Source organism: Pseudomonas soli (assembly GCF_021283165.2).
Lineage (GTDB): Bacteria > Pseudomonadota > Gammaproteobacteria > Pseudomonadales > Pseudomonadaceae > Aquipseudomonas > Aquipseudomonas soli.
In genome coordinates this window covers 5435200-5453250 of record NZ_CP128543.1, presented here as the reverse complement: position 1 = coordinate 5453250, position 18051 = coordinate 5435200, and the positions used below count along the sequence as shown (strand labels likewise).

At 63.4% G+C, this 18051-nt stretch carries 18 protein-coding genes and 1 riboswitch; of the genes, 8 read left to right on the top strand and 10 right to left on the bottom strand.

The window, feature by feature from the left end; genetic code table 11:
* The first annotated feature begins 11 nt into the window (after positions 1–11).
* Positions 12–629 carry a PAQR family membrane homeostasis protein TrhA gene (gene trhA / locus LU688_RS25150; RefSeq protein WP_023632083.1) on the top strand — a complete coding sequence of 206 codons (618 nt, stop codon included), beginning with the start codon at positions 12–14 and terminating at the stop codon, positions 627–629.
* Here trhA and LU688_RS25145 read toward each other — a convergent pair.
* The 3 genes from LU688_RS25145 to LU688_RS25135 form a co-directional block, all read right to left on the bottom strand.
* A complete protein-coding gene (locus LU688_RS25145) occupies positions 626–1345 on the bottom strand; it encodes a 16S rRNA (uracil(1498)-N(3))-methyltransferase (protein WP_094012342.1) in 720 nt (239 codons plus the stop codon). The two genes, trhA and LU688_RS25145, sit on opposite strands and share 4 nt — an antisense overlap.
* Positions 1346–1426: 81 nt before the next feature.
* Positions 1427–2833: an adenosylmethionine--8-amino-7-oxononanoate transaminase gene (locus LU688_RS25140; protein ID WP_038706917.1), complete on the bottom strand. Its 1407-nt coding sequence runs from the start codon at positions 2831–2833 to the stop codon at positions 1427–1429.
* Positions 2834–2906: 73 nt separating this feature from the next.
* A complete protein-coding gene (locus LU688_RS25135; RefSeq protein ID WP_023629961.1) occupies positions 2907–3338 on the bottom strand; it encodes a hypothetical protein in 432 nt (143 codons plus the stop codon).
* 203 nt (positions 3339–3541) lie between these two features.
* On the opposite strand from LU688_RS25135, the gene LU688_RS25130 reads away from it, so the two are divergent.
* From LU688_RS25130 to LU688_RS25120, 3 genes are all read left to right on the top strand, one after another.
* Positions 3542–5383, top strand: a complete 1842-nt coding sequence (locus LU688_RS25130; RefSeq protein ID WP_094012343.1) for a flavin monoamine oxidase family protein — start codon at positions 3542–3544, stop codon at positions 5381–5383.
* Positions 5384–5596: 213 nt separating this feature from the next.
* Positions 5597–6148: a cytochrome b gene (locus LU688_RS25125; RefSeq protein ID WP_094012344.1), complete on the top strand. Its 552-nt coding sequence runs from the start codon at positions 5597–5599 to the stop codon at positions 6146–6148.
* Between the two features lie 34 nt (positions 6149–6182).
* Positions 6183–6761 (top strand): YceI family protein, encoded by a 579-nt coding sequence (locus LU688_RS25120; protein WP_023629958.1) that lies wholly within the window; start codon positions 6183–6185, stop codon positions 6759–6761.
* A 94-nt stretch (positions 6762–6855) separates the two neighbouring features.
* Here LU688_RS25120 and rhlE2 read toward each other — a convergent pair whose 3' ends face one another.
* The 4 genes from rhlE2 to ahcY all read right to left on the bottom strand — a co-directional run bounded on the left by rhlE2 (position 6856) and on the right by ahcY (position 12254).
* A complete protein-coding gene (gene rhlE2, locus LU688_RS25115) occupies positions 6856–8745 on the bottom strand; it encodes an RNA helicase RhlE2 (RefSeq protein WP_177182945.1) in 1890 nt (629 codons plus the stop codon).
* A 222-nt stretch (positions 8746–8967) separates the two neighbouring features.
* Positions 8968–9750, bottom strand: a complete 783-nt coding sequence (locus tag LU688_RS25110) for a substrate-binding periplasmic protein (protein WP_094012387.1) — start codon at positions 9748–9750, stop codon at positions 8968–8970.
* A 107-nt stretch (positions 9751–9857) separates the two neighbouring features.
* Positions 9858–10703: a methylenetetrahydrofolate reductase [NAD(P)H] gene (gene metF, locus LU688_RS25105; protein WP_094012345.1), complete on the bottom strand. Its 846-nt coding sequence runs from the start codon at positions 10701–10703 to the stop codon at positions 9858–9860.
* Between the two features lie 141 nt (positions 10704–10844).
* Positions 10845–12254, bottom strand: a complete 1410-nt coding sequence (gene ahcY / locus LU688_RS25100) for an adenosylhomocysteinase (protein WP_046853939.1) — start codon at positions 12252–12254, stop codon at positions 10845–10847.
* 21 nt (positions 12255–12275) lie between these two features.
* Positions 12276–12372, bottom strand: a riboswitch (S-adenosyl-L-homocysteine riboswitch).
* Positions 12373–12549: 177 nt separating this feature from the next.
* Between ahcY and LU688_RS25095 the strand changes: the two genes are divergently transcribed.
* A complete protein-coding gene (locus LU688_RS25095; RefSeq protein ID WP_003257757.1) occupies positions 12550–12951 on the top strand; it encodes an acyl-CoA thioesterase in 402 nt (133 codons plus the stop codon).
* Positions 12952–13058: 107 nt separating this feature from the next.
* Here LU688_RS25095 and LU688_RS25090 read toward each other — a convergent pair whose 3' ends face one another.
* Complete coding sequence (locus LU688_RS25090) at positions 13059–14297, bottom strand: cation:proton antiporter (RefSeq protein WP_094012346.1); 1239 nt, start codon at positions 14295–14297, stop codon at positions 13059–13061.
* A gap of 216 nt (positions 14298–14513) precedes the next feature.
* On the opposite strand from LU688_RS25090, the gene LU688_RS25085 reads away from it, so the two are divergent.
* Positions 14514–15347 carry an EamA family transporter gene (locus LU688_RS25085; protein WP_023629466.1) on the top strand — a complete coding sequence of 278 codons (834 nt, stop codon included), beginning with the start codon at positions 14514–14516 and terminating at the stop codon, positions 15345–15347.
* 32 nt (positions 15348–15379) lie between these two features.
* Complete coding sequence (locus LU688_RS25080; RefSeq protein ID WP_094012347.1) at positions 15380–15766, top strand: MAPEG family protein; 387 nt, start codon at positions 15380–15382, stop codon at positions 15764–15766.
* Between the two features lie 61 nt (positions 15767–15827).
* Here LU688_RS25080 and mltA read toward each other — a convergent pair whose 3' ends face one another.
* Positions 15828–16979 (bottom strand): murein transglycosylase A, encoded by a 1152-nt coding sequence (gene mltA, locus LU688_RS25075; RefSeq protein WP_094012348.1) that lies wholly within the window; start codon positions 16977–16979, stop codon positions 15828–15830.
* 119 nt (positions 16980–17098) lie between these two features.
* On the opposite strand from mltA, the gene LU688_RS25070 reads away from it, so the two are divergent.
* Positions 17099–17545, top strand: coding sequence for a c-type cytochrome (locus tag LU688_RS25070; RefSeq protein ID WP_038706915.1), 447 nt, complete (start codon positions 17099–17101; stop codon positions 17543–17545).
* Positions 17546–17599: 54 nt separating this feature from the next.
* Here LU688_RS25070 and LU688_RS25065 read toward each other — a convergent pair whose 3' ends face one another.
* Positions 17600–17992 (bottom strand): DUF1090 domain-containing protein, encoded by a 393-nt coding sequence (locus LU688_RS25065; protein WP_104444803.1) that lies wholly within the window; start codon positions 17990–17992, stop codon positions 17600–17602.
* Between the last annotated feature and the right edge of the window lie 59 nt (positions 17993–18051).

Sequence of the window (18051 nt, the reverse complement as noted above, 5' to 3'; positions counted from 1 at the left end):
TCTGTGTTTGCATGTATTACGGTGAACGCTTCAACGCCTGGACCCACTTGGTCGGTGCGGTATTGGCCTGTATCGGCGCGAGCTGGCTGATCGTCGTGGCGGGCCTGCAGGGCGATCCCTGGAAGATCGTCAGTTTCTCCATCTACGGTTTCACCCTGCTGCTGCTCTACAGCATCTCTACCCTCTACCACAGCACTCGCGGGCGTGCGAAGCGCATCATGCGCAAGCTAGACCACCTGTCGATCTACCTGCTGATCGCCGGCAGCTACACGCCGTTCTGTCTGGTGAGCCTGCGGGGCCCCTGGGGCTGGAGCCTGTTCGGAGTGGTCTGGGGGCTTGCGCTGATCGGCATGTTGCAGGAGATCAAGCCGCGCTCCGAGGCGCGGATCCTGTCGATCGTGATCTATGCGCTGATGGGCTGGATCGTGCTGGTGGCGGTGAAGCCGTTGCTGCATAGCCTGGGTGCTGCGGGCTTCGCCTGGCTGGCGGCCGGCGGTGTGTTCTACACCGTCGGCATCATCTTCTTTGCGTTTGACAGCCGATTCCGTCACTGGCATGGCATCTGGCATCTGTTCGTGATTGCCGGCAGCCTGATGCACTTTGTCGCCGTATCTTTTTACGTGCGTTAGAAGTCGCCCCACAATTGCTGCGCCACCGACAGGGCCACCACAGGGGCGGTTTCGGTGCGCAGCACCCGAGGGCCGAGGCGAGCTGCGTGGCAGCCGGCGGCCTTGGCCAGCTCGACTTCCGCTTCGCTCAGGCCGCCCTCGGGGCCGATCAGGAAGGCCAGCCTGGCCGGTTTGGCATGGCTGGTCAGCGGCTCGGCCACCGGGTGCAGCACCAGCTTGAGTTCGGCTTTGGTGCTTTTCAGCCACTCGGCCAGGGTCACGGGCGGGTGGATCATCGGCAGGGTCGAGCGCCCGCACTGCTCGCAGGCACTGACAGCCACCTGGCGCCAGTGGGCCAGGCGCTTGTCGGCGCGCTCGTCCTTTAGACGTACTTCGCAGCGTTCGCTGACGATAGGGGTGATTTCATTGACACCCAGCTCGGTGGCTTTCTGGATTGCCCAGTCCATGCGCTCGCCCCGGGACAGCCCCTGGCCGAGGTGGATGTGCAAAGGCGAGTCGGCCTGGCCGGGGAGGGCCTGGTCGAGGCTGACGCGCACGGTTTTCTTGCCGACTTCGAGCAGTTGGCCGAGGTATTCCTGGCCGCTGCCGTCAAACAGCTGCACGGCGTCGCCAGCGGCCATGCGCAGCACGCGGCCAATGTAGTGGGCCTGGGCTTCGGGGAGCTCGTGCTCGCCAAGGCCCAGTGGGGCGTCGATGAAGAAGCGGGAGAGTCTCATGGGCTTGCTCTGGAAAAAGGCTGACGCAGATCCTGTAGGAGCGGACGCGCCGGCTCCTACAGGTTTCGGGTTGGTCTGGGGTTAGCCCGGATCGCGGAAATCCGGATGGAAGTCGGCCGGCACGGCGACGCTCACCTTGTCGCGGGTGGCGATATCGATCCCCTCGCTGGCCACCTCTGCCAGGAAGTCGATCTGCTCGGGTGTGATGACGTAAGGCGGCAGGAAATACACCACGCTGCCCAGCGGGCGCAACAGCGCGCCCCGGCTCAGGGCGTGCTCGAAGACCTTCAGGCCGCGGCGCTCCTGCCAGGGGTAGGCGGCCTTGGTGGCCTTGTCCTGGACCATCTCGATGGCCACGACCATGCCGGTCTGACGGATTTCGGCGACGTGGGCATGGTCGGCCAGGTGCGCGGTGGCGCTGGCCATGCGCGCCGACAAGGCCTTGTTGGCCTCGATCACGTTGTCTTGCTCGAAGATGTCCAGAGTGGCCAAGGCCGCGGCGCAGGCCAGCGGGTTGCCGGTGTAGCTGTGCGAGTGCAGGAAGGCGCGCAGGGTCGGGTAGTCGTCATAGAAGGCCTGGTAGACCTTGTCGGTGGTCAGGCAGGCGGCCAGCGGCAAGTAGCCGCCGGTCAGGGCCTTGGACAGGCACAGGAAGTCCGGGGTGATGCCGGCCTGCTCGCAGGCGAACATCGTGCCGGTGCGGCCGAAGCCGACGGCGATCTCATCGTGGATCAGGTGCACGTCGTAACGGTCGCAGGCCTCGCGCAGCAGCCTGAGGTACACCGGGTGGTACATGCGCATGCCGCCGGCGCCCTGGATCAGTGGCTCGACGATCACCGCGGCGATGCTGGCGTGGTGTTCGGCCAGGGTCTGCTCCATGGCCGCGAACATGTTCCGCGAGTGCTCTTCCCAGCCCATGCCTTCCGGGCGCAGGTAGCAGTCCGGGCTTGGCACCTTGATGGTGTCCAGCAGCAACGCCTTGTAGGTTTCGGTGAACAGCGGCACGTCGCCCACCGACATCGCGGCGATGGTCTCGCCATGATAACTGTTGGTTAGGGTGACGAAGCGCTTCTTCTGCGGTTTCCCGGTGTTCTGCCAGTAATGGAAGCTCATCTTAAGCGCCACTTCGATGCACGACGAGCCATTGTCGCCGTAGAACACCCGCTCGAGGCCGGCAGGAGTGATGGCCACCAGGCGTTCGGACAACTCGATCACCGGCTGATGGCTGAAACCGGCGAGGATCACGTGCTCGAGCTGATCGACCTGGTCTTTGATGCGCTGGTTGATGCGCGGGTTGGCATGGCCGAAAGCGTTGACCCACCATGAGCTGACGGCGTCCAGATAGCGTTTGCCCTCGAAGTCCTCCAGCCACACCCCCTCGCCGCGCTTGATCGGAATCAGCGGCAGCTGTTCGTGGTCTTTCATCTGGGTGCATGGGTGCCAAAGGACCTTCAGGTCGCGCTGCATCCACTGATCGTTGAGGCCCATGGGCACTACTCCTGGCTTTACGGCTCGGTTTGACCGCGTAAGCCTAAGCAATGCCGGGTGGCAGGACAACCGCTCAATGTCTCCAGGCCGGGCGCCATTCCAACTGGCGGATATGCACGGTGCACTGCGGCAGGGTGGACAGGGTCAGGCGGTCGAGCGGGCCAGGTACGTCGTGCCAGGAGGTACCGTGGGTGCCGGGGCCGGGGGCGAACTCGGTGTAGCCCTGGTCGCGCAGTGTCAACCAGTAGGCGGTCGAAACGGCCCTGCCGAGCGTGTTGACGTCTACCTCGAGCAGCAGGCAATCGACCGTCTGGCCGAAGATGAACTCGATATCGCACTGGCCATGGATGATCAATTCGGTGCCGAGCCGCCCCTCGTCGGTTTGGTAGCGCGCGCTGTAGACGATGCCATTGGATACGATGCTCAGACCAGTGGGCGCGTGCCAGGTGCATTCGGGGAGGGGCGCCGAAGGCGTCCATCTGGCAAAGTCTTCGCTGTAGATCACGGCTGTACCCCGGCTCGGTGCTTGAGTGCCAGCCAAGGCTGCACGAGCCGGCGACCCACTGCTACTGACAAAATTACCAGTTGCCAAAGGCACTTGATGTCACTGCGGTGGCAGGGTGGGCAGAGGTGACGTATTCTTAACGCATCTCTCCCGGGGCATTGCTCCCGTCTCTTCTGTCGCTTCTCTAACCGGAGTTCGCCATCATGGCTGCTGCTTGGGTGCGCCTGTGCGCGTTGGTATTGATCGGGGTTTCCAGCGGTGCCGCGCTGGCCAAGGACAAGACGGCTATCGTCGTCGGTGGTGGCCTGGCGGGCCTGACTGCGGCTTACGAGCTGCAGAGCAAAGGCTGGCAGGTGACGCTGCTGGAAGCGAAGGCCGGCATGGGCGGGCGTTCGGGCCTGGCAACCAGCGAGTGGATCGGCAACAGCAAGGCCCAGCCGGTACTGAACCAGTATCTGGAGCAGTTCAAGGTGGGCACCCTGCCGGCCCCGGAGTTCGTGCGTAATCCCGGCTACCTGATCGATGGTGAATACTTCAGCGCCACGGACCTCACAAGCAAGCAGCCGGCCACAGCTGAAGCGCTGAAACGCTTTGAGAAGACCCTCGATGACTTGGCGCGCTCCATCGATGACCCGCTCAATCCCGCGGCGAACAGCACACTGTTCGCCCTCGACCAGATGACTGTGTCTACCTGGCTGGACAAGTTGCAATTGCCGGCGACCGCTCGCCAACTGGTGAACCAGCAGATCCGTACCCGCTATGACGAGCCGTCGCGCCTGTCGCTGCTGTATTTCGCCCAGCAGAGCCGGGTCTATCGCAACGTCAGCGATCGTGACCTGCGCGCCGCGCGTCTGCCGGGTGGCAGCCCGGTACTGGCCCAGGCCTTCGTCAAGCAATTGAAGACCATCAAGACCAGCTCTCCGGTGACCGCTATCGTCCAGGACAAGGACGGTGTGACCGTCAAGGTCGGCGGTGTCGGCTACCAGGCTGACTATCTGGTCATGGCCGTGCCGCTGCGTGCACTGGCCAAGATCCAGATGACCCCTGGCCTGGACGGGCAGCACCTGGCGGCCTTGAAGGGTACCAACTATGGCTGGCGCGACCAGCTGATGCTCAAGTTCAAGAACCCGGTATGGGAAAGCCGTGCACGCATGTCCGGCGAGATCTTCAGCAACACTGGCCTGGGCATGCTGTGGATCGAGCCGGCGTTAAAGGGTGGCGCCAACGTGGTGATCAACCTGTCCGGCGATAACGCCCGCTTGCTCCAGGCTTTCGGTGACAAGCAGATGGTCGATCAGGTGCTGATCCGCCTGCACGCCTTTTACCCGCAGGCACGCGGCGCCTTTACCGGTTATGAAATCCGCCGCTACAGCACCGACGCCGGCATGGGCGGTGCCTACCTGGCCTATGGCCCGGGACAGATCAGCAAATACTGGCGCCTGTGGGAGCGCCCGGTACAACGGATCGCCTTTGCCGGCGAACACACCGATGCGCTTTACCCAGGTACCCTCGAAGGGGCCCTGCGTAGCGGTCAGCGTGCTGCGGGACAGGTCCAGGACCTGGCGGCGGGCAAGTCCTTCGACCCGGCCAAGGCTGCATCGGTAGCCGCCGCAGCGGCTACTGGAGCGGCTGGCGTCGCGGCCGCGAAGGACAAGGGCGGGTTCTTCTCCAACCTGTTCGGCGGCTCGTCCGACAAGGCCCCCGCCAAGGCAGAGCCAGTGAAGGTCGAGCAGGCCAAGCAGGACAAGCCGGGCTTTTTCTCGCGCCTGTTTGGTGGTGGTGACCAGCCAGAGGTAAAGGCTGCGCCGATCACCAAGGCCGAAGAGGTTGCACCTGTGCCCGTACCGGCCCCCGCCCCTGTCGTCCCGGCGCCTGTGGCCAAGGATGAACCGGTGAAACCTGCCGTTACCAAGCCCGCTCAAGCCAAGCCTGCGGCCAAGCAGGCCCACAAGCCTGCAGCCAAACCGGCGCCGGTGAAGAAGGCCACCGCCAAGTCGGAACCGGCCAAGAAGCCGGTGGTCAACAGCCAGGCCAAGGCCGGCTGATCCCGGTATAGCTGCCTGCGCGGGGCCCTGTGTGAGCGGGCTTGCCCCGCGATGGCGTCGGATCTTCCAAACGTCTATCGTTAATGTTTCCTTAATAGGAAGCTTGCAGAATAAATATCTGGTTTTTCGATAATCAGAAGCTGTTTTTTACGCTTTTATTCGATGCATTACGCGTTAGTCTTGTGCACAGCTTTCACGGGGAAATACGCCAACATGCAACTGCGCAATTCATCTTCTCGCTACGGCCTGGTCAGCATCGTCCTGCACTGGGGTGTGGCGCTGGCGGTCTTCGGGCTGTTTGGCCTTGGCCTGTGGATGGTCGGCCTCGATTATTACGACCCATGGCGCAAGTCGGGCCCGGACCTGCACAAGAGCATCGGCCTGGTGTTGCTGGCACTGATGCTGTTGCGGGTAGTCTGGCGTTTCGTCAGCCCGCCGCCGCCGGCACCGGCCAATCATGGCAAGGTCACTCGCCTGGCCGCCAAGCTGGGCCATCTGGCGCTGTACCTGGGCCTGTTCGCGGTGATGATAGCGGGCTATCTGATTTCCACGGCCGACGGCGTGGGTATTCCGGTGTTCGGCTTGTTCGACGTTCCCGCGCTGGTCAGCGACCTGCCCGACCAGGCCGACCTGGCAGGTGTGATCCACCTCTGGCTGGCCTGGGGCCTGGTGATTTTCGCTGTACTGCACGCATTGGCGGCACTGAAACATCATTTCATCGACCGTGACGCGACCCTGACCCGCATGCTGGGCCGCAAAGCTTGAATCTCAACCTCAATTGCAAAGGAAGGAAGTAAGGATGTTGAAAAAGACTTTTGCCGCTCTGGCGCTCGGTACCGCACTGATTTCCGCTGGCCAGGCCATGGCGGCCGAGTACAAGATCGACAAGGAAGGCCAGCACGCGTTCGTCGACTGGAAGATCAGCCACCTGGGCTACAGCTTCATCCACGGCACCTTCAAGGACTTCGACGGCAACTTCACCTGGGACAGCGCCAAGCCCGAGGCGAGCAAGATCAGCGTCGACCTGAAGACTGCCAGCCTGTGGTCGAACCACGCCGAGCGTGACAAGCACATCGCCAGCAAGGACTTCCTGGATGTCAAAAAATATCCAGAAGCCAAATTCGTCTCCACCAGCGTCAAGTCGACCGGTGACAAGACTGCCGATGTGACCGGCGACCTGACCCTGCACGGCGTGACCAAGCCGGTAACCTTCAAGGCCGTGTTCAATGGCGAGGGCAAGGACCCGTGGGGCGGCGAGCGCGCTGGCTTCAACGCCACCACCACGCTGAACCTGAACGACTTCGGCATCAAGGGCCCGGGCCCGACTTCGCAGACCCTGGACCTGGACATCAGCGTCGAAGGCGTGAAGCAGAAGTAATTCGCTTCGCCAGCAACAAAAACGCCGCCCAATGGGCGGCGTTTTTGTTGGCTTTGCATGGCCGCATCGCGGGGCAGGCCCCGCGATGGCGCGCTCAGCCCTTGCGGGTCAGCAGTGCTGGGCGTTCACCGCGTGGGCGGCTTGGCAGGTCGTCCAGTTGCTCGGGGGTCGGGTAACGGTCCAGCTTGGATTCCTTGCGGATGATCACTGGCGCGCTCTGCGACTCGCGCGGGTTGCGCACGGCCGGTTCCTGGCGGGACGAATCTTCACGGCGGGCACGGCCGCCGTTGTTGTCGCGTCGGGCGCCACCATTGCTGCCGCCGCCGTTGCGCGGGCGCTTTTCACCGGAGCCCTGGCCCTGGCGCTGCTGGCCATTGCCACGACCCTGGCCTTGCCCCTGGCCGCCACCACTGCGCTGGCCTTGGGCTTGGCCGCCGTTGCCGCCCGGGCGACGATTGCGCCCCTGGTTCTTGGCGTTCTGGTAGGGGCTGACGTAGTCGGCGCGGTTGCCGAAGTTGTCGACGTCGTCGTCGAGGAACTCCTCAGGGTCACGGTTGGGTGCGGCGACAGGCACGGCTTTCTGGCCGTTGTTCTGCTGCTGGCGTGGCTTCTGGTCGCGCGGCTTGCGCTGCTGGCCTTGCTGCTGTTTCTCGCCAGACTTGTCCTTTTCCGCGGCCTTCTCGGACGAAGGCTTGTTGCGGCCCTTGTCCTTGCCTTTGTCCTTGCGTCCGCCACTGCCTTCCTTGCCGCCTTCGCCGCGAGGTTGCTGGTTGCGGCCACCGCGGCCATTGTTCGGCTGGCGCTCGCGCACTTCCGGCTTCTCGGCCTCGACCTGCGATGCGTCAAAGCCCATCAGGTCGCCATCCGGGATTTTCTGGCGGGTGACGCGCTCGATGCTCTTGAGTAGCTTTTCTTCGTCCGGCGCAACCATCGAAATGGCTTCACCGGAGCGACCGGCACGGCCCGTACGGCCGATGCGGTGAACGTAGTCTTCCTCGACATTGGGCAGCTCGAAGTTGACCACATGAGGCAGTTGGTCGATGTCCAGGCCGCGAGCGGCGATGTCGGTGGCGACCAGCACGCGCACGGTATTGGCCTTGAAGTCGGCCAGCGCCTTGGTGCGGGCATTCTGGCTCTTGTTGCCGTGGATCGCCGCCGCGGTCAGGCCGTGCTTCTCGAGGTACTCGGCCAGGCGGTTGGCGCCGTGCTTGGTACGGGTGAACACCAGCACCTGTTCCCAGGCGCCCAAGGTGATCAGGTGCGCCAGCAGGGCGCGTTTGTGGCTGGCCGGCAGGCGGTAGACCCGTTGCTCGATACGCTCGACGGTAGTGTTCGGCGGCGTGACCTCGATGCGCTCGGGGTTGTGCAGCAGCTTGTCGGCGAGGTCGGTGATGTCCTTGGAGAAGGTTGCCGAGAACAGCAGGTTCTGGCGCTTGGCCGGCAGGCGCGCCAGCACTTTTTTGACGTCATGGATGAAGCCCATGTCGAGCATGCGGTCGGCTTCGTCCAGCACCAGGATCTCGACCCGCGAAAGGTCGACACTGCCCTGGCCAGCGAGGTCGAGCAGGCGACCTGGGCAGGCGACCAGGACGTCGACGCCCTTGGCCATGGCCTGGACCTGCGGGTTCATGCCGACGCCACCGAAAATGCAGGCGCTGATGAAATTCAGGTCGCGGGCATAGACCTTGAAACTGTCATGTACCTGGGCAGCCAGCTCACGGGTGGGCGTCAGCACCAGCACGCGCGGTTGGCGGGGACCATGACGTTGAGACTTGTCGGGATGGCCGTCCGGGAACAGACGCTCAAGGATCGGAAGCGCGAAGCCGCCGGTTTTACCAGTACCTGTCTGGGCGGCGACCATCAGGTCGCGACCTTGCAACACGGCGGGAATGGCCCGCTGTTGCACCGGAGTGGGCTGGGTATAGCCCGCAGCCTCGATAGCGCGGACAAGAGCCTCGGAGAGACCGAGGGAAGCAAAGGACATGGGCAATCCTGTTCTCGTGGGGGCTAGGCCCGATGGGGTGTTCTGCCTGGCGCGACGGGCATCGGAGGGATGCGATCGCGTCCGGTCCAGCTGGGCGTTCACTGCGCATCCTGGAGCCTGCGGGCGGGCACCAAAGGTGCGCGGCGCCTGGTCGAGATGCCTGTTGCGAGGCCGAGCGTCCGGGCGTGAGCCGGGCGGGAAGGCTCGAGTATAACAGAGCAATCAGCGTGTGCCGCGTTCCTGCTGCTCAACGGCGAAAGGAAAATCCTGATTGCCGAGGTAGCGGGCATTGATCGCTGCATAGGCCGGCTCTTGTTTGAAGCGCCGCAGTTCATCACTGAATGCCTGTGCCAGCTGTTCGCGCCCAGGTTTGCGGGCCAGTCCCAGATACTGGGGCCGACGGCTTATCAGCAGTGGCAGTTCTTGCACAGTCTGCTCCAAACCCAGTCGGCGGCTCACATAGCGGCCGACCCGGCGGTCGGTCACCAAGAGGTCGATGCGCCCACGGGTCAACTTGCCGAAGTTGGCCTCGTGGCTGGGCGCAGGCTCACGGCGAAACAGCGGCGATTCTGCGAAGCTGCTGTCGTAGACATAACCGGGGGAGGTGCCTACGGTCAGCCCGGCCAAGTCCTCCAGGTGCACGACAGGGTGCGGGCGTGAGCGGGCCTGGTAGAGGACGAACTCGACCTGGGACATGGGTTCGTCCGGGTAGACCATATAGCCCTGGCGTGAATCGACCTTGAAGATGTCCATCACTGCATCCGCCAGCCCCTGCTCTACCATCGCCAGGCAGCGCCTCCAAGGCAGGAACTGCCACTGCACCTCGACGCCCAGGCGTTTAAACACCTCGTTGGTTATCTCGTAGTCAATGCCTTTGGCCTGGCCATTCTCCTGGTAGAGGTAGGGGGCCCAGTCGTCGCTGACGATGCGCAGGCGTTCGGCATGGGCCAGCGGGCTCAGGCCGGCGAGCAGCAACAGCAGGAGAGGGAGGATGAGCGTGCGCATGGCGTGAGAGTACGCTGCAAGCCCGGGCAAGACCAGTGAACGCTGGCCGCAGGCGCGAGCGCGAACGAACAAGGCTTTGACCTGCGCCAAAGCCTTGTTCGCGACCATCAGCGTGGCAGCTTCAGGTTGTTCCAGATCGCCAGGCTCGGCTCGGACTGGTTGAGGGTATAGAAGTGCAGTCCCGGTGCGCCGCCTTGCAGCAGCTGTTCGCACATGTGGGTGATCACTTCCTCGCCGAATGCCTGGATGCTGGCGGTGTCGTCGGCATAGGCTTCCAGCTGCTTGCGTATCCAGCGTGGGATCTCGGCGCCGCAGGCGTCGGAGAAACGCGCCAGCTTGCTGTAGTTGGTGATCGGCATGATGCCGGGCACCACCGGGATCTCGACGCCCAGTTTCTGCGCGCGCTCGACGAAATAGAAGTAGCTGTCGGCGTTGAAGAAATACTGGGTGATGGCGCTGTCGGCACCAGCCTTGACCTTGTGCACGAAGTTGGCCAGGTCGCTCTCGAAGTTGCGCGCCTGCGGGTGCATCTCCGGGTAGGCGGCCACTTCCAGGTGGAAGTGGTTGCCGGTTTCCTGGCGGATGAACTCGACCAGGTCGCTGGCGTAGCGCAGCTCGCCGCTGGCCATGCCCATGCCCGACGGCAGGTCGCCACGCAGGGCGACGATGCGCTTGATGCCGGCGGCCTGGTACTCGGCCAGCAGGGCACGCAGGTCGTCCTTGCTGTCACCCACGCAGGACAGGTGCGGGGCGGCGGGGACTTTCACCTCGTTTTCCAGCTGCAGCACGGTGTTGAGCGTGCGGTCGCGGGTCGAGCCACCGGCACCATAGGTGCAGGAGAAGAAGTCCGGGTTGTAGCTGGCCAGCTGGCGGGCAACGCCCATCAGCTTTTCGTGACCGGCATCGGTCTTGGTGGGGAAGAACTCGAAACTGTAGCGGCGTTCTTGTGACATCTCTGGTTCCTTCGGCAGTGAGCCTGGGCTGCTGCCTGCAAATAAAAGCCAGGACGGTGGGGGCCGGCCTGGCTCGGACATCGGTTCGAAACGTTGCCTGCCAGTGCCGGGCAAGAATACCTGGCACTGGCAACCAGCCGCTTAGTAGCGGTAAGCGTCCGGCTTGAACGGGCCTTCGACGGTCACACCAATGTACTCGGCCTGCTGCGGGGTCAGCTGGGTGACCACGCCGCCGAAGCCGCGGACCATCTCCAGGGCCACTTCTTCGTCGAGTTTCTTCGGCAGCACTTCCACGGTCAGGCGCTCGGCCTTCTTCGCGGCAGGCAGCGCGGCGAACTTCTGCTCGAACAGGAAGATCTGCGCCAGGACCTGGTTGGCGAACGAGCCGTCCATGATGCGGCTTGGGTGGCCGGTGGCGTTGCCCAGGTTCACCAGGCGGCCTTCGGCCAGCAGGATCAGGTAGTCGTCGTTCTGCGGGTCGAACACGCCGGCACCGGTGCGGTGGATCTTGTGCACCTGTGGCTTGACCTCTTCCCATGCCCAGTTCTTGCGCATGAAGGCGGTGTCGATCTCGTTGTCGAAGTGGCCGATGTTGCAGACCACGGCGCGCTTCTTCAGGGCCTTGAGCATGTTGGCGTCGCAGACGTTGACGTTACCGGTGGTGGTGACGATCAGGTCGATGCGGCCGAGCAGGTCCTTGTTGATGCCGGCTTCGGTACCGGTGTTGATGCCGTCCTTGAACGGCGAGACGACTTCAAAGCCGTCCATGCACGCTTGCATGGCGCAGATCGGGTCGACTTCGGTGACCTTGACGATCATGCCTTCCTGACGCAGGGACTGGGCCGAGCCCTTGCCCACGTCGCCGTAGCCGATCACCAGGGCCTGTTTGCCCGACAGCAGGTGGTCGGTACCGCGCTTGATGGCGTCGTTGAGGCTGTGACGGCAGCCGTACTTGTTGTCGTTCTTGCTCTTGGTGACCGAGTCGTTGACGTTGATCGCCGGGACTTTCAGCTCGCCCTTGGCCAGCATGTCCAGCAGGCGGTGCACGCCGGTGGTGGTCTCTTCGGTCACGCCGTGGATCTTGTCCAGCATGGCCGGGTATTTCTTGTGCAGGATCTCGGTCAGGTCACCGCCGTCGTCCAGCACCATGTTGGCGTCCCATGGCTGGCCATCCTTGAGGATGGTCTGCTCGATGCACCATTCGTATTCCTGCTCGGTTTCACCTTTCCAGGCGAACACCGGGATGCCGGCGGCAGCAATGGCGGCGGCGGCCTGGTCCTGGGTGGAGAAGATGTTGCACGACGACCAGCGCACTTCGGCACCCAGGGCGACCAGGGTCTCGATCAGCACGGCAGTCTGGATGGTCATGTGGATGCAGCCGATGATCTTCGCGCCCTTGAGCGGTTGCTCGGCTTGATACTTGCGGCGCAGGCCCATCAGCGCGGGCATTTCCGATTCGGCGATGATGACTTCCTTACGGCCCCAGTCGGCCAGGGAGATGTCGGCGACCTTGAAGTCGGAAAAACCTGCAGGCGTGTTTACAGCGCTCATTGAGAGCCTCCATTCGTAGTGTGCGAATGGGCGCCGTTGTGCGTTGAGCGTCCGCTTGCGCGGACAACGCCCCAACCGAGCCTGACAGGCCGAGCCTGCTGCAGCGCCCCTCGGATGGGTGGCGGGATGGCCACCACTGCGGGGGACCATGTGAAACGGCGAGATTATAGCCGCGGGCGTGTGACACACCCAAGACTTTCTGTCGATTAATCACGACGATAGTCGATGTTCAATGGAGCGTGACCGAGCGGTCTGCCATCATTAGCGCATGTCAGCAAGCAGGTCAGGAGTACAGATGAACTTTCACACCCGCAAATGGGTAAAACCCGAAGACCTCAATCCCAACGGCACCCTGTTCGGCGGCAGTCTGCTGCGCTGGATCGACGAGGAGGCGGCAATCTACGCCATCGTCCAACTGGGCAACCAGCGCGTGGTGACCAAGTACATTTCCGAGATCAACTTCGTCAGTGCTTCGCGTCAGGGCGACATCATCGAGCTGGGCATTACCGCCACCGAGTTCGGCCGCACCTCGATCACGCTCAAGTGCGAAGTGCGCAACAAGATCACCCGCAAGGCGATCCTGACCGTCGACAAGATGGTCTTCGTCAACCTGGGTGAGGATGGCCTGCCGGCCGCCCACGGGCGCACCGAGATCAAGTACATCCAGGACCAGTTTCCGGACAGCGCGGTGGAATAGATCCATTTGCTCAAGCTTGGGAGCGGGCTTGCCCCGCGATGGCGCCGGCAGGATCAACATCGATGCCTGTGCAGACGATATCGCGGGGCTAGTCCGCCCCTATGCTGTCACTCGGGTTGTGTGCTGACCTTGCGCACAACCTTTCCGACCGTCAGACCCTGCACCAGGATCGACGACAGCACCACGATGTAAGTGATCGACAGCAGCAGATCACGCTCGGCGCCCTGCGGTAGCGACAGTGCCAGGGCCACCGACACGCCACCGCGCAGGCCACCCCAGGTCAGTACGCGAATGGTGCCTTGCGGCACGCTGCGCCAGCGGCGCAACAGCACGATCGCCGGCGCCACGGTCAGCAGGCGCGAAGCCAGCACCGCAATCGCCAGCACACCACCCGCCGCCAGGTGCAACCAGTTGAACGGCAGCAGCAACAGTTCCAGGCCAATCAGCGCGAACAGCAGGGCGTTGAGCATGTCGTCGATCAGTTCCCAGAAGCCATCCATGTAGCGGCGGGTCATGTCGTTCATCGCCAGGTTGCGCCCCAGGTTGCCGATGATCAGGCCGGCCACCACCATGGCGATCGGCGCCGACACGTGCAACTCGTAGCACATGGCCGAGCCGCCGATCACCAGTGCCAGGGTCAGCATCACCTCCACCTGGTACTGCTCGACGCTCTTGATCATGCGGTAGGTGGCGTAACCGATCAGGCCGCCGAAGGCGATGCCACCCAGTGCCTCACGGGCGAACAGGATGGCGGTATCGGCGACGCTCGGCGTCTCGCCCAGCTGGATGATGCCCAGCAGCACGGTGAACACCACGACCGCCGTGCCGTCGTTGAACAGCGACTCGCCGACGATGGTGGTCTTCAGCGGTTTGGAGGCGTTGGCGGTACGCAGCGCGCCGAGCACGGCGATCGGGTCGGTTGGCGAGATCAGCGCACCGAACAGCAGGCAGTAGATCAGTGGCACGTTCCAGCCGAACAGGGCGAACACCCAGTGCGACAGGTAGCCAATCACCACGGTGGCGATGAGCACGCCCAGGGTGGCCAGCAGGCCGATCGGCCAGCGGTAGCTGCGCAGGTCGGCAAGATTGACGTGCAACGCGCCGGCGAACAGCAGGAACGACAGCATCCAGTGCATCAGCAGGTCGTTGAAGTCGATCTGGTTCATCAGGCCTTCAACGCGTTCTTCCAAGCCAGGGAAGCCGATCAGGCTCAGGCCCTGCAGCATCAGGGAGAATAGCAATGCGGTGACCATCACGCCGATGGCCGGCGGCAGGCCGATGAAGCGGTAGTTCACATAAGTGAGGAGGGTGGTGAGGCAGATAAACGCGGCAACTAATTCAAGCATCCCGAATCCTGTGAAAGTGGCTTCCAAGTCATTACCCGAATGGCTCGGGCAGTTCTTTGATGATCTGGCGCGGCAGTCGGGACACACCTTATGACCGGATTTCTCCAATTGGTTCCTGTCAGGCAGTGGCGTGGGGGCGGGCTCGCCGAGATGGGGCCATAACACGCCAGGCGCTATATAGTGGTCCCCACCGAACGACAACAAGGATTCCAAGGCGTGCTGGCAACTTCCCTCGTACTGGTCGCAGCCCTGCTCCATGCCACCTGGAATACCTTGATCAAGTTCAGCGCCGAGCGGCTGCTGGTCATCGCCAGCATGGACGTGGTGGCGCTGAGTTTCGCCCTGCTGGCGGTGGCCTTCGTAGATTTCCCGCCCGCCGGGATCTGGCCCTGGCTGTTGGCCTCGGCGCTGGCCGAGCAGCTGTACCGCTTTCTGCTGATCCAGGCCTATCGGGTCGGCGACCTGGGCCTGGTCTATCCGTTGATGCGTGGCCTGTCGCCCTTGGTGGTACTTGGGTTGACCCTGGCCTTTGCCGGCGAATCGCTGAGCCAGCAGCAGATCATCGGCATCCTGCTGATCCCCTGTGGCATGGCGTGTCTGCTTTGGCAGGGCGGTGGCGGCGACCGCCTGCCCTGGTCGATGCTGCCGGTGGTGGCGCTGATCGGCCTGTGCATCGGCTGCTACACCTGGTTCGACGGCCAGGCCGTACGCCTGTGGGGCAAACCGTGGGATTACCTGGTGTGGCTGAGCCTGCTCAGCTCCTGGCCGTTCCCGCTGCTGGCCGTGGTGGCTCGCCGGGGGCCATTCATGCTGTTCTGGCGAACCCAATGGAATCTGGGCCTGGCAGTCGGGTTCTGTGTGTTGTTCAGCTACGCTCTGGTGCTCTGGGCCATGCACCTGGGCTCGGTGGCCGAGGCGGCAGCGTTGCGCGAACTGAGCGTGATTCTCGTGGTGCTCCTGGGCATGCGCTACCTCAAAGAACCTTTTGGCGGGCCAAGACTCCTAGCTTGCACGCTGGTGCTGGCCGGCATGCTGGTGATGAAGCTCTGAAGCCAACCTCTGTGAAACAAGGAGTCCTGTAGATGACCGTAGCCCTGTGGTGCATTCTTGTCGCCCTGGTCCTGCCGCCGCTGTGTGCGTTGATCGCCAAACTCAGCAGCGGGTATTTTGGCTTTCGCGCCAATCATGACCCGCGTGCCTTTCTGGACGAGCTTGACGGGCTGCCACGGCGGGCCCATGCCGCTCAGTTGAATGGCTACGAGGCGTTTCCGGCATTTGCCGCGGCGGTGCTGGTGGCCGATATCGTCGGCAATGCCGAACAAGTAACCCAAGATGTGCTGGGCGTGATGTACATCACCAGCCGGTTGCTCTACATCATCTGCTACCTGGCGGATTGGGCGGTGTTGCGCTCGCTGGTGTGGTTCGTCGGGATGGCGCTGATCGTGTCGTTCTTTGTCGTTTCGATCTGAGTGCATCGCGGGGCATGCCCGCTCCCGCAGTGGGAGTAGGCATGCCCCGCGATAGCGCCCGTCAGGGTACCTTCGGTACTTCGGGCAAAGGCTGACCCTTGGGCCACAACATCCAGATCTGCCCCTGTTGTTTCATGTTGCCTGCCAGTTCCCCTGCCTCTGGCCCGGTGCCCCAGAACAGGTCCGCACGCACTTCACCAGTAATCGCCCCACCCGTGTCTTGAGCTCCCACGGGGCGCACCACCGGGCTGCCGTCGGGGCGGGTGGTGGACAGCCACAGCAGGCTGCCCAGCGGGATCACCTTGCGGTCGATGGCCACGCTGTAGCCAGCGGTCAGCGGCACGTTGAGTGAGCCGCGCGGACCTTCGTTGCTGTCCGGGCGGGTGCTGAAGAACACATAGCTCGGGTTGCTGGCCAGCAACTCAGGGATCCGCTTCGGGTTGGCCTGGGCCCAAGCGTGGATGCTGCCCATGGTCACCTGTTCCTTAGGCAGCTGGCCCTGTTCCACCAGCCAGCGGCCAATCGGCCGATAGGGATGGCCGTTCTGGTCGGCATACCCCAGCCGTAGCTGGCGGCCACCTTCCAGCTGGATGCGACCGGAACCCTGGATCTGCAGGAACTGCAAGTCCATCGGGTCGGTCAGCCAGGCCAGTACCGGCGCCATGGCACCGTCGCGGTTGATCACTTCGGCGGTGTCATAGGGTTTGAGCACGCGGCCATCAAGGCGCCCGCGCAAGCGCTTGCCCTTGAGTTCGGGATACACACTGGCCAGATCGACCACGATCATGTCCTCGGGTACGCCGTACACTGGTACATGCGCGGCTTCGGTGCGTTCCAGGCTGCCGGGGTAGACCGGTTCGTAATACCCGGTGATCAGGCCGTTGGCGCTGTTCTGCGCCGAGCGCAGTCCAAACACCTGGAGATTCTGCTCGAGGAAGGTGCGTACCTGATCAGGGTTCGCCATGGCTGAGCCGGCTGCCTCGCAGGTTGCGGCCCACACCGGATCGCGCTTGAGCTTCTCGCAACCGTTGCGCCAGGCATAGAAGCCGGCCAGCAGGTCGTCGTCGCTGACCTGGGGCAGGTCCTTCCAGGTGGCTGGCACATAAGTGGCGATGGCATGAGGCTCAGGCTTGGCGCTTTCGCCGCCGTTGCAGCCGGCCAGGAGCGCCAGGGCGGGCAGGGCCCAGGCGAGATGGCGCAATGCAGATTTCATCGAGAAGGTCCTGTGCTGGGCGAAACATGAACATTCACCCTTGTTTTCTGTGTGGCTATTGGTCTTTGCCCGGCGGGCGGCGATACTGGCCACCCGTTTGCCTGGCCAAAGAGACCGTGATGTTCAAGCGATTGACCGTAGTACTGCTCGCCGCCCTCGCCCTGACCGCCTGTGACGGCGTCGATCCCAACTCGCCACTGGGCCAGCGCAAGGCGATCTTCAAGCAGATGCTCAAGACCAGTGAAGACATGGGAGGCATGCTGCGCGGACGGTTGCCCTTCGATGGCGTGAAGTTCGCCGAGGGCGCGGTGAAGCTGGATTCCCTGGCCCATGAGCCGTGGCAGCACTTCCCGCAGGTGCGCGACGAGGGTGACAGCAGCGCGCGGGCGGATGTCTGGGAGCGGCAGGCGCGGTTCCAGGACCTGGCCCGGCAGCTGGAGGGCGTCACCGGCGAGCTGGTGACGGTGACCCGCAACCCGTCGCTGGACGCAACGCAGATGAAGGCACCGATGGACAAGGTCGAGGCGGCGTGCAAGGCCTGTCATAGCGAGTTTCGTAATCATTGAGCCGTGGGAGGCTGTCGTGGGAGCGGGTTCGCTCCCACATCAAGGGCTGTTAGGTCAGCGCTCGAGGTCGTCCACGGCTTCCTGCAGTTCTTTCTTTGCCTCGGCCAGCTTGTCCTTGCGCTTGTTGATCTTTTCCGCGTCACCCTTCTTCATGGCTTTGTCCAGGTCCTTGGTGCGCTGGTTCACTTCGTGGCGGGCATCGAGCACTTTCTGCTCGCGCTCTTTGCGCAGCCCGGCTTCGGTGCAGTTGTCCACGCCACGCAGCGCCTCTTCGAGCCCGGCAACTTGGTCACTGTTGCCATGGTCACGGGCAATCTTCAGCTGGTTCTCGATGGCGCTGCGTTTGGCGGCGCAGCCGGTCAAGCCTGCATCCGGCTGGGCGGCTTGCGCGACGCCGGTCGCCAGGCCAAGGGTTGCCAGCAGGAAAAGAGCGGTGAAACGTGTCATGAAAAGCCTCCTGAGCGGGGCGGAGCAGCAAAAGTTGGTGGAATCCTGCCTTGGTTTGC

Excerpts from the sequence above, each read along its gene's own strand:
- trhA (WP_023632083.1), top strand. The coding sequence starts at position 12 with ATGTATTACGGTGAACGCTTCAACGCCTGGACCCACTTGGTCGGTGCG.
- LU688_RS25145 (WP_094012342.1), bottom strand. The coding sequence starts at position 1,345 with ATGAGACTCTCCCGCTTCTTCATCGACGCCCCACTGGGCCTTGGCGAG.
- LU688_RS25140 (WP_038706917.1), bottom strand. The coding sequence starts at position 2,833 with ATGGGCCTCAACGATCAGTGGATGCAGCGCGACCTGAAGGTCCTTTGG.
- LU688_RS25130 (WP_094012343.1), top strand. The coding sequence starts at position 3,542 with ATGGCTGCTGCTTGGGTGCGCCTGTGCGCGTTGGTATTGATCGGGGTT.
- LU688_RS25125 (WP_094012344.1), top strand. The coding sequence starts at position 5,597 with ATGCAACTGCGCAATTCATCTTCTCGCTACGGCCTGGTCAGCATCGTC.
- LU688_RS25120 (WP_023629958.1), top strand. The coding sequence starts at position 6,183 with ATGTTGAAAAAGACTTTTGCCGCTCTGGCGCTCGGTACCGCACTGATT.
- rhlE2 (WP_177182945.1), bottom strand. The coding sequence starts at position 8,745 with ATGTCCTTTGCTTCCCTCGGTCTCTCCGAGGCTCTTGTCCGCGCTATC.
- LU688_RS25110 (WP_094012387.1), bottom strand. The coding sequence starts at position 9,750 with ATGCGCACGCTCATCCTCCCTCTCCTGCTGTTGCTGCTCGCCGGCCTG.
- metF (WP_094012345.1), bottom strand. The coding sequence starts at position 10,703 with ATGTCACAAGAACGCCGCTACAGTTTCGAGTTCTTCCCCACCAAGACC.
- ahcY (WP_046853939.1), bottom strand. The coding sequence starts at position 12,254 with ATGAGCGCTGTAAACACGCCTGCAGGTTTTTCCGACTTCAAGGTCGCC.
- LU688_RS25095 (WP_003257757.1), top strand. The coding sequence starts at position 12,550 with ATGAACTTTCACACCCGCAAATGGGTAAAACCCGAAGACCTCAATCCC.
- LU688_RS25090 (WP_094012346.1), bottom strand. The coding sequence starts at position 14,297 with ATGCTTGAATTAGTTGCCGCGTTTATCTGCCTCACCACCCTCCTCACT.
- LU688_RS25080 (WP_094012347.1), top strand. The coding sequence starts at position 15,380 with ATGACCGTAGCCCTGTGGTGCATTCTTGTCGCCCTGGTCCTGCCGCCG.
- mltA (WP_094012348.1), bottom strand. The coding sequence starts at position 16,979 with ATGAAATCTGCATTGCGCCATCTCGCCTGGGCCCTGCCCGCCCTGGCG.
- LU688_RS25070 (WP_038706915.1), top strand. The coding sequence starts at position 17,099 with ATGTTCAAGCGATTGACCGTAGTACTGCTCGCCGCCCTCGCCCTGACC.
- LU688_RS25065 (WP_104444803.1), bottom strand. The coding sequence starts at position 17,992 with ATGACACGTTTCACCGCTCTTTTCCTGCTGGCAACCCTTGGCCTGGCG.